The organism is Hoylesella timonensis S9-PR14 (assembly GCF_000762405.1).
Classification (GTDB): domain Bacteria; phylum Bacteroidota; class Bacteroidia; order Bacteroidales; family Bacteroidaceae; genus Prevotella; species Prevotella timonensis_A.
The window spans coordinates 37,977-46,339 of sequence record NZ_JRPQ01000132.1; the positions used below are offsets into that span (position 1 = coordinate 37,977).

The window sequence follows — 8,363 nt, forward strand, 5'->3', positions numbered from 1 at the left end:
TACATGTGACAGAATGACTTGTAAACCTTTCTTTTTTAAGAAATTTAAGACTAATTGCCACTGCAAATATAGAAAAAAAATGTAACTTTGCGGTTGAAAAGAAGAAAATGTTTCAGGAACGATGTCTTCTTCGATCTACATATAAAGTTGTAAGGTAAATTAAGATTTTGTTCAATAGCAATAAAAAAATATTTATTTTTTAACCCTTTAATAAAAAGAAAGTAAAATGATTAAGATTGGTATTAACGGATTTGGCCGTATTGGTCGTTTCGTATTCCGTGCTTCTTTGGAAGAGGCAAATGCTAAAGACGTAGTAGTAGTGGGTATTAACGACCTTTGCCCAGTAGATTACTTGGCTTATATGCTGAAATATGACACCATGCACGGTCAATTCGATGGCACTATCGAAGCTGACGTAGAAAAATCTCAATTGATAGTAAACGGAAATGTTATCCGTGTAACAGCAGAACGCAATCCAGCTGACTTGAAATGGAACGAGATTGGTGCTGAATACGTAGTTGAGTCTACTGGTTTGTTCTTGACCAAAGAGAAATCACAGGCACACATCGACGCAGGTGCAAAATATGTAGTAATGTCTGCTCCTTCTAAGGACGACACTCCTATGTTTGTTTGCGGTGTTAACCACGATAAATACGTAAAGGGTACACAGTTTGTATCTAACGCATCTTGCACCACCAACTGCTTGGCTCCTATCGCTAAGGTATTGAACGACAAGTTTGGTATCACTGACGGTTTGATGACTACTGTACACTCTACAACAGCTACACAAAAGACTGTTGACGGTCCTTCAATGAAAGACTGGCGTGGTGGTCGTGCTGCTTCTGGCAACATCATTCCTTCTTCTACAGGTGCTGCAAAGGCTGTAGGTAAGGTTATTCCTGAGTTGAATGGTAAGTTGACTGGTATGTCAATGCGTGTTCCTACTTTGGATGTTTCTGTAGTAGACTTGACTGTAAACTTGGCTAAGCCAGCGAAGTACGAAGAAATCTGCAAGGCAATGAAGGAAGCTTCTGAAGGCGAGTTGAAGGGTATCCTTGGCTACACTGAAGAGGCTGTTGTTTCATCTGACTTCTTGGGTGATGCTCGTACCTCTATCTTCGATGCTAAGGCAGGTATTGCTTTGACCGACACCTTCGTTAAGGTTGTTTCTTGGTATGACAACGAGATTGGTTACTCTCACAAAGTTGTTGAACTGATCAAGCACATGGCTAAGGTGAATGGCTAATTAAAAATAGTTGTTTAACGATAAATATGCCGTTCGATTTCTGTCGAACGGCTTTTTTTATTATATTTGTGGCGTGAAGTTGTTAACAATCTTAGGTCCTACGGCCAGTGGAAAGACTGCCTTTGCTGCCCAGCTTGCTGTTAAGATGGGAGGCGAAATCATCAGTGCGGACAGTCGGCAGGTGTACCGTGGTATGGATATTGGCACGGGGAAAGACCTGGCAGATTACGAAGTACATGGTTACAGCGTTCCTTATCATTTGATAGACATTGTCAATGCTGGAGAAAAATATAACCTCTTTCAATATCAACAGGATTTTCATGCCGCTTATCAGGACATCGTGAACAGAGGGCGACAGCCTATCTTGTGTGGAGGAACGGGACTATATATTGAAGCTGTGCTGAAAGGGTATGCGCTTTCGCCAGTTCCTCAAAACCCTGAGTTGCGAAATAGCTTGGAAGGATGCTCGTTGGAAGAACTCACCGAGCAACTCATTCGGTTGAAAGCGCAGAACAACTCAACGATGCACAACCGTTCAGACGTGGATACAGCACAGCGTGCCATTCGTGCCATTGAGATTGAAACATACAATAAAGAGCATCCTCTTGAGAATCGGAACCTTCCTCCCATAGAGACTTGTATCATAGGGTTAGATATTGATCGCGAAAGCAGAAGAGCAAAGATTACTAACCGACTGAAACAACGGCTCAAAGAAGGAATGATAGAAGAGATACAGGGATTGTTGGCAACAGGAATACCTGCCAATGATTTGATATACTATGGGCTGGAATATAAATATGTAACCGAATATATAATAGGTGAGCTGTCGTACGATGAGATGTTTCAACGTCTCGAAATCGCGATACATCAGTTTGCTAAACGGCAGATGACATGGTTTCGAGGCATGGAACGCAGAGGATTTAAGATTCATTGGATAGACGCTTTGTTACCTACTCCAGAGAAAATAAAACAAGTACAACAGATATATGGCAATTGACAACAATCGATGGGGCATCTTATATTGTCCAAAGACAAACGCTTTCAGACCACAAAAGCGCTGGGAAAAGATAGAGAAATATCTGAAGGAACAGCAGGTGGCTTATGACTATGTGCAAAGCGAAAGTGCAAGTAGTGTGCAGCGACTCATCAAAATGTTCATCAACAGTGGCTACAAAACCATTATTGTGGTGGGGGGAGACTCTGCCTTGAATGATACGGTGAACTGTTTGATGCAGGTAGATGCAGAGACACGCAACCAAATTGTGTTGGGATTGATACCCAATGGACTAATGAACGACTTTGCACACTTTTGGGGAATAGAGGAAGATGATGAAGAAAAGCTCGTCAAAGCGTTCAAACGCCGTAGGGTGAAGAAGATAGACATGGGCTGTATCCGTTACACCAATACGGAAGGGGATGCGTGTCGACGCTATTTCCTGAACTGCATAAACATTGGATATGTGGCTGCTATCATGAATTTAAGGCGAAAAATGAACCATATCTTTGGTTCGCGTGCCTTGTCTTTCTTGTTTTCGTTTGGCTTGTTACTCTTCCAGCGTTTAGATTATAAGATGCACTTGAAAATCAATACTGATGTCATTAAACGCAAAGTGATGACCGTTTGTGTGGGCAATGCCTTGGGGTATGGACAAACACCTAATGCCGTGCCTTACAATGGACTATTGGATGTGTCGATTGTCTATCATCCAGAGATGACGCAACTCTTTGAGGGCATTTATCTCTTTTTACGTGGAAAGTTCTTGAATCATCGAAGTGTACATCCATATCGCACGAAGAAAGTAGAAGTGTTTGCAGCCAAGCGCGCTATGGTGGGCATTGATGGACGACTCATGAAAACGCCAGTCAATAAGTTTACTATCTCGATTGCCCCAGATGTCATCAACTTCTTACTGCCTGATTAGAACAAAAAAAGGAAAGAAAAGACAAAAAACATAGGAATTGTTTCATATTTACTAAAAAAATGAGTAACTTTGAAAGCGCATGATAGGAATCTCTAATTAAATATAAGAGGTGCCGCATGAAACGTTAAATCTGTAAAAAACATAAATCACACACTAATATAGGCCTATGAGTTACATTAAGTTTGAAAAGGCCCTGATGACGAATTTGGAATATTCGCTCCAAAGAGAAATACTGCGTACCAATCGATCGGGAGCTTATGCGTGTTCAACGATTGTAGATTGTAATACCAGAAAGTATCATGGACTGCTGACCGTTCCAATTCCTGATATCGATGAAGACAACCATGTCTTGTTATCTTCGTTGGATGTAACCGTTATACAGCACGGTGCAGAATTTAATTTAGGTCTTCATAAATATCAGGGAAATCATTTTAGCCCAAAGGGTCACAAATATATTCGACAGTTTAATTGCGATAAAGTTCCTACAACGATATATCGAGTGGGAGGTGTCTTACTGAAAAAAGAGGTGGTGTTTCAGCACTATGAAGATCGGATTCTGATTTGTTATACATTATTGGATGCACATTCATCAACGACACTCAGGTTCAAACCCTTCTTAGCTTTTCGAAGTGTGCGACAGTTTACACACGAAAATGCTACAGCAAGCCGTGCCTACGATGAAGTACCTAATGGTATAAAGACTTGTATGTATGCTGGTTATCCCGATTTGTACATGCAGTTCTCTAAGAAGAATGAATTTGTATTTCAACCCGATTGGTATCGTGGAGTAGAATATCCTAAGGAGCAGGAACGTGGTTATGCATCGAATGAGGATTTGTACGTACCCGGATATTTCGAGATGGGAATTACAAAAGGGGAAAGTGTAGTCTTTGCAGCTTCTACTTCTTCAAGTGACACGACAAAGATGTTATCCGTTTTTACACAAGAAGTAGAATCTCGAAGTCCTCGCAATAACTTTTTCCATTGTTTGGTAAATGCGGCTCATCAGTTTCATATTCGAGCCTCAGAAGATGAACGTTACCTCATTGCCGGCTATCCTTGGTTCAAGTGTCGTGCTCGTGACACCTTTATAGCTGTGCCAGGATTGACGCTGTCTATCGAGGAAACCGGCTATTTTGAGAAAGTAATGAAGACCGCTCTTCAAGGTTTACAAGAATTTATGCAAGGAGAACCCCTCTCTGTTAAAATCTATGAGATAGACCAACCCGATGTATTGCTGTGGGCGATATGGGCAATTCAGCAATATGGAAAGTCGGAAGGATTAGAGAAGTGCTTATCATTGTATGGAGAGACGGTACATCAAATCATTGAATATATTATCAACGGTCGCCATCCTAATCTCAGTTTGCAATCCAATGGATTGTTGAAAACGAATGGTAAAGATAGACCTGTGACTTGGATGAACTCTACTGTGAATGGACGCCCCGTGATTCCACGGACAGGATATGTTGTTGAATTTAATGCTTTGTGGTACAATGCCTTGAAATATGTATCGGCGCTGTGCCTTGCAGCCCATGATCAGGAAGCAGCTAACCACTATGAGTCGATGGCAGAGAAATGTGGAGAAGCATTTGTTCAGACCTTTTATAATGATTGTGGCTATCTCTTCGATTATGTGGATGAGGGCTATCAAGACAAGAGTGTTAGGCCAAATATGGTTTTCGCTGTGGCTTTTGACTATTCACCTTTGACACAACAACAGAAGAAAAGTGTATTGGATATTTGTACCCGAGAGTTGCTAACGCCGAAGGGACTGCGCTCCCTTTCGCCGAAGAGTGTGGGATATAATCCAATGTATTTCGGTCCACAAACACAACGTGACTATGCCTATCATCAAGGAACAGCGTGGCCATGGTTAGGTGGCTTCTATATGGAAGCAAATTTGAAGCTCTACAAACGAACTCGGTTGAGTTTTATCGAGCGTCAGATGGTAGGATATGAAGATGAAATGATACGCCATTGCTTGGGTACAATCCCAGAGTTGTTTGATGGAAATCCGCCCTTTAGTGGTCGTGGTGCCATCTCGTATGCCATTAATGTGGCTGAGATTCTGCGGGCACTTGAGTTATTGGAAAAGTATAAATATTAATAAAGGAGGACGAACAGATGAAAGTATTAATGTTTGGATGGGAGTATCCTCCTCATATCTTAGGTGGTTTAGGCACTGCAAGCTTTGGTATTACGGAAGGTCTGCATGCACAAGGCGACATGGACATCACTTTCTGCTTGCCAAAACCTTGGGGCGATGAAGACCAATCGAATGCCCATATTCTGGCAATGAACAATGTGCCTGTGGTATGGCATGATGTAGATTACGACTATGTCAAAGGAAGAATAGGAGCGATTACCAGTCCCGAGGAGTATTATCAGCTACGTGACCATATTTATGCTGATTTCAGTTACATGCAAGTGAATGATTTGGGATGTATAGAGTTCTCTGGAAGGTATCCTGATAATTTGCATGAAGAAATCAATAACTATTCTATTGTGGCAGGTGTGGTGGCACGTTCAAGGGATTTTGATATTATCCACGCACACGATTGGCTTACTTATCCAGCCGGAATTCATGCTAAGCAGGTGAGTGGCAAACCGCTTTGCATCCATGTGCATGCTACAGACTTTGACCGAAGTAGAGGAAAAGTTAATCCCACGGTGTATGGCATTGAGAAAAATGGGATGGACTATGCGGACTGTATTATGTGCGTGAGCGAACTGACTCGACAAACCGTTATTCACCAATATCATCAAGATCCACGCAAATGTTTTACGGTGCACAACGCTGTCTATCCACTTCGACAAGAGTTGGAAGATATTCCACGACCCAATCATGAAGGAAAAGAGAAGGTGGTGACATTCTTAGGAAGGTTGACGATGCAGAAAGGTCCCGAGTATTTTGTCGAAGCTGCGAACATGGTGTTGCATCGTACGCATAACATCAGGTTTTGTATGGCTGGGTCGGGCGACATGATGGACCAGATGATTTACTTAGCTGCAAAGCGTGGTATTGCCGACCGTTTTCACTTTCCCGGCTTCATGCGTGGTAAACAAGTCTACGAATGCCTGAAAGCCTCTGATGTATATGTGATGCCATCTGTTAGCGAACCATTTGGTATCTCGCCACTCGAGGCGATGCAATGTGGCACACCTTCCATCATTTCCAAGCAAAGTGGATGTGCAGAAATATTGCACAATTGTATCAAGGTAGACTACTGGGACATCAATGCTTTAGCAGATGCCATGTATTCTATTTGCCACAATGAAAGCTTGTTCAAATATCTTCAAGAAGAAGGCAAGCGAGAAGTTGACCAGATTACTTGGGAAAAAGTAGGATTGTGGATTCGAGAACTTTACGAACGCACGATGGGATGGCGATAAGTTCTATCCAAAAGAAAAGATATTCATCAGTATAAATGAAAAACTCATTAGATCATGAAAACAATTTGTCTTTATTTCGAGATACACCAAAACATACAACTGAAACGTTATCGCTTTTTTGATATTGGTACCGATCATTACTATTATGACGACTACGAGAATGAGCGTATGATGACCGAGATTGCAGAAAAGTCTTATATGCCAGCTTTGAACACCTTGTTAGACATGATTCATTCAAGCGATAAGTACTTCAAGGTAGCATTCTCTGTGTCGGGTGTGGCAATGGAACAAATGGAAATCCACGCCACACAGGTATTAGAAAAGTTGCAAGAGCTGAATGAAACAGGCTGTGTGGAATTCTTGGCAGAACCCTATTCGCATGGATTAGCATCCTTAGCCAATGAAGAAAGTTTTGCAGAAGAAGTGAAACGGCAATGTCAGAAGATGCACGAATACTTTGGACAATATCCTAAAGTCCTGCGCAACTCGTCGCTCATTTATAGTGACGATATTGGATTACAGGTAGCAAATATGAGCTTTGAGGGCATGTTGACAGAGGGAGCGAAGCACGTATTGGGCTGGAAGTCTCCTCATTACCTTTATCATTGTGCCTTGGCACCCCAACTCAAGTTGCTGTTAAGAGATGTTGGAATGAGTGATGATATTTCTCTACGCTTCAACAACAGAGACTGGCCGGGCTATCCGTTGTTTGCCGATCATTATATAGATCGCATTGCGGATCTACCAGAACGTGAGCAAGTAGTCAATATCTTTATGAACTTGTCGGCTATTGGAATTGCACAACCTCTGAACTCCAATATCTTAGAGTTCTTCAAAGCGTTGCCAGCCTGCGCCAAGAAAAAGAAAATCACTTTTTCTACACCGAGTGAGATATGCGCCAATATCAATACTGTTGATGCGTTAGACGTGCCTGATACGTTGAGTTGGTATGATGAAGAACGCGATGTGAGTACTTGGTTGGGAAATCCCATGCAGCGTGAAGCTTTTAATAAGCTCTATAGTGTTGCAGATAGGGTTCGCATTGCCAACGATCCACGTATTAACCAAGACTGGGATTACCTACAGGCGAGCAATAACTTCAGGTTTATGACCACAAAATCATCTGCTGTAGGTTTCAATCGTGGCATTTATAGCAGTGCTTTTGATGCCTTTACCAATTATATGAATATCTTAGGAGATTTTATCAATCGCGTAAATACTTTGTATCCTGAAGATATCGATAATGAAGAGTTGAACTCTCTACTCACTACGATAAGAAATCAAGGCGAGGAGATTGTGATGAAAGAGAAAGAAATATTGCGGTTGCAAAACAAGATAGAGAAGATTGAAAAAGAGAGTGGTAAGTTGCGTGCCAAGTTGGAAGATAAAGAGAAAACAACCAACGACAAGCCTGCCACTACTAAAGTAGAAGAGAAGTAATTCGATTTGCAACCGGGCATCTATAGAATGCCTACTTCAAGAAAATAGCCAGTTGAGAAGAAAATACTTTTCAACTGGCTACTTTGGTACGCTCGGCATGAGCATTATCTAACGGGTGGAAGTCCCGAGTAAGCCCTAATAGCGGGAATTACATAGCCAAAGGCAAGGGTGTTCATCGTGAGGTGAAATCTGAAGGAAGCCGGCGGCAAACATCTGGCCTAACGAACAGAAACTTCATATAAGGCATATGACCATGGATAAGATTGCCAGACAAATCAAAGTCCCATAGCTATTCGGAATGGTCGGTGTAAATGAAGTAGGTATAAGATGGAAAGATAATGTTCTTATCCGAGGAGGTC

At 41.8% G+C, this 8,363-nt stretch carries 6 protein-coding genes; all 6 read left to right on the top strand.

Annotation, left to right across the window (positions count from 1 at the left end; all coding sequences use genetic code 11):
- Nucleotides 1–226: 226 nt before the first annotated feature.
- Entirely contained in the window at nt 227–1,246 is a 1,020-nt protein-coding gene (gene gap / locus HMPREF9304_RS08225) for a type I glyceraldehyde-3-phosphate dehydrogenase (RefSeq protein ID WP_008121715.1), read from the top strand.
- A 79-nt stretch (nt 1,247–1,325) separates the two neighbouring features.
- Complete coding sequence (gene miaA, locus HMPREF9304_RS08230) at nt 1,326–2,243, top strand: tRNA (adenosine(37)-N6)-dimethylallyltransferase MiaA (RefSeq protein WP_036928173.1); 918 nt, start codon at nt 1,326–1,328, stop codon at nt 2,241–2,243.
- Nucleotides 2,233–3,168, top strand: a complete 936-nt coding sequence (locus HMPREF9304_RS08235) for a diacylglycerol/lipid kinase family protein (protein ID WP_036928163.1) — start codon at nt 2,233–2,235, stop codon at nt 3,166–3,168. The genes miaA and HMPREF9304_RS08235 overlap by 11 nt, the downstream gene beginning before the upstream one ends.
- 166 nt (nt 3,169–3,334) lie before the next feature.
- A complete protein-coding gene (locus HMPREF9304_RS08240; protein ID WP_036928165.1) occupies nt 3,335–5,278 on the top strand; it encodes a glycogen debranching enzyme N-terminal domain-containing protein in 1,944 nt (647 codons plus the stop codon).
- A gap of 17 nt (nt 5,279–5,295) precedes the next feature.
- Entirely contained in the window at nt 5,296–6,564 is a 1,269-nt protein-coding gene (locus HMPREF9304_RS08245) for a glycosyltransferase family 4 protein (RefSeq protein WP_008121719.1), read from the top strand.
- A 54-nt stretch (nt 6,565–6,618) separates the two neighbouring features.
- Nucleotides 6,619–8,004 carry a glycoside hydrolase family 57 protein gene (locus tag HMPREF9304_RS08250; protein ID WP_036928166.1) on the top strand — a complete coding sequence of 462 codons (1,386 nt, stop codon included), beginning with the start codon at nt 6,619–6,621 and terminating at the stop codon, nt 8,002–8,004.
- Nucleotides 8,005–8,363 lie beyond the last annotated feature (359 nt).

Coding starts and splice junctions, on each gene's coding strand:
- gap (WP_008121715.1), top strand. CDS start 227: ATGATTAAGATTGGTATTAACGGATTTGGCCGTATTGGTCGTTTCGTA.
- HMPREF9304_RS08235 (WP_036928163.1), top strand. CDS start 2,233: ATGGCAATTGACAACAATCGATGGGGCATCTTATATTGTCCAAAGACA.
- HMPREF9304_RS08240 (WP_036928165.1), top strand. CDS start 3,335: ATGAGTTACATTAAGTTTGAAAAGGCCCTGATGACGAATTTGGAATAT.
- HMPREF9304_RS08245 (WP_008121719.1), top strand. CDS start 5,296: ATGAAAGTATTAATGTTTGGATGGGAGTATCCTCCTCATATCTTAGGT.
- HMPREF9304_RS08250 (WP_036928166.1), top strand. CDS start 6,619: ATGAAAACAATTTGTCTTTATTTCGAGATACACCAAAACATACAACTG.